At 63.1% G+C, this 1,338-nt stretch carries 3 protein-coding genes; 2 read left to right on the top strand and 1 reads right to left on the bottom strand.

What is annotated here, in order from left to right; translation table 11 throughout:
- The first annotated feature begins 147 nt into the window (after positions 1–147).
- A complete protein-coding gene (locus tag AC1RQ9_RS18875) occupies positions 148–660 on the top strand; it encodes a phage baseplate assembly protein domain-containing protein (RefSeq protein WP_485988126.1) in 513 nt (170 codons plus the stop codon).
- Here the strand turns inward: AC1RQ9_RS18875 and AC1RQ9_RS18870 are convergent.
- Entirely contained in the window at positions 652–1,008 is a 357-nt protein-coding gene (locus tag AC1RQ9_RS18870) for a hypothetical protein (RefSeq protein WP_485988125.1), read from the bottom strand. The two genes, AC1RQ9_RS18875 and AC1RQ9_RS18870, sit on opposite strands and share 9 nt — an antisense overlap.
- A 26-nt stretch (positions 1,009–1,034) precedes the next feature.
- Between AC1RQ9_RS18870 and AC1RQ9_RS18865 the strand changes: the two genes are divergently transcribed.
- Positions 1,035–1,338 (top strand): phage GP46 family protein (locus tag AC1RQ9_RS18865; protein ID WP_485988123.1); only part of this gene is annotated, 304 nt, incomplete at its 3' end.

Raw genomic sequence — 1,338 nt, 5'->3', positions numbered from 1 at the left:
GCTCATGCCGCCCATGGCCTTCTCGCCCGAACCCCTGCTCAACCCGGTTCTGGCCGATCGCTTCATTCAGGCGATGAACGCTGCGCAGAGTGACGTGGACACTTCCATCCAGACCGAGGGCCTCCCCGCACCGGAGAGCACCGCATCATGACGGCTCCCCTTCTCCGCACCGCACGCCGCGTGATGATGGCGCTGGGCATCGGCCGCCAGACCGCCAACACGAACGAAACCCCCAACACGCCCACCGTGCAGGCCGCACTGGCGGCGGGGGAGATAAAGGCCGACCTGCCGATCATGCAGGAATACGGGCTGGCCAGCCGGCCGGTGCCGGGGTCCGACCTGGTCATCGCCTTCATCGGCGGCGACCGTACGCGCGGCGTGGTCATCGCCACCGGCGACCAGCGTGGCAGGCCGAAAGACCTGCAGCCCGGTGAGGTCTGCCTGTTCCATCCCTCCACCGGCAGCCGGGTCTGGCTCAAGACGGACGGTTCAATCTCGATCGCGCCCGCCAACGGCAAGACTGCGCTTGAGGGCGACCTGACCGCCAGCGGCACCATTACCGGCAATGAGGTTGTGGCGCAGGATATCAAGCTGTCCAGTCATCCTCATGATGGGGTGCAAGCTGGGAGCGGCAGATCAGGTCCGCCACAGTCATCGTGATGCAGGCATCTTGAGAAAAGTAACACGATTAGGCGCCGAGGCCGGATTTAGGTCTGTCCACCAGATGCCGCGGTTACCCCACACATCAATCGTTTTACCCCGGTAGATGACCCTGCAGACATAATTACTGTTCTCAAGATCCTCCATCAGGAAAGAGCGGGCGGCAGGGGTGCCGGTTTTGTCGAAATATCCCACAAACTCGACGACCTCTCCGTCATCTTCCGGATCTGGTTTTCCCTTTTCTCCGGTCCAGATACGCATGCGGTACTGGTTGCCCTTTTGCAGCGTATTGCCAGGAAGACTGTCAGGATGACGGTTCCGGGTGCGGGTGCGGGCTGGTTGTCCCAATTTCTTTTCCTTCAGATAGGTTCCGTATGGATATCGCCATCACCTGGAACGTCCGTGCGGCGCGCGGCGACTGGCCCATCGTGTCCAGTGATCTGGCGCTGGACAACCCCCTGAAATCAGCGGTCATGGTTTCGCTTTTCACAGACCGCGTGGCACCGCAACAGCCCACATCTGACGATGCGGCCGTGGGCATTCAGTCCCCCACCGGCCCGACGGGTGCGGCTTCAGCCGACCGGCGCGGCTGGTGGGGGGATGCCTTTGCCGACCTCCCCATCGGTTCCCGCCTGTGGCAGCTCAGGCGCGCAGTCAAGGTCGGCACGCGGGCCATCC

The sequence above is a fragment of the Komagataeibacter ossonobensis genome, assembly GCF_057359305.1.
The sequence above is the reverse complement of the archived record's forward strand: the minus strand, read 5'-3'. Positions and strand labels throughout refer to the sequence as shown.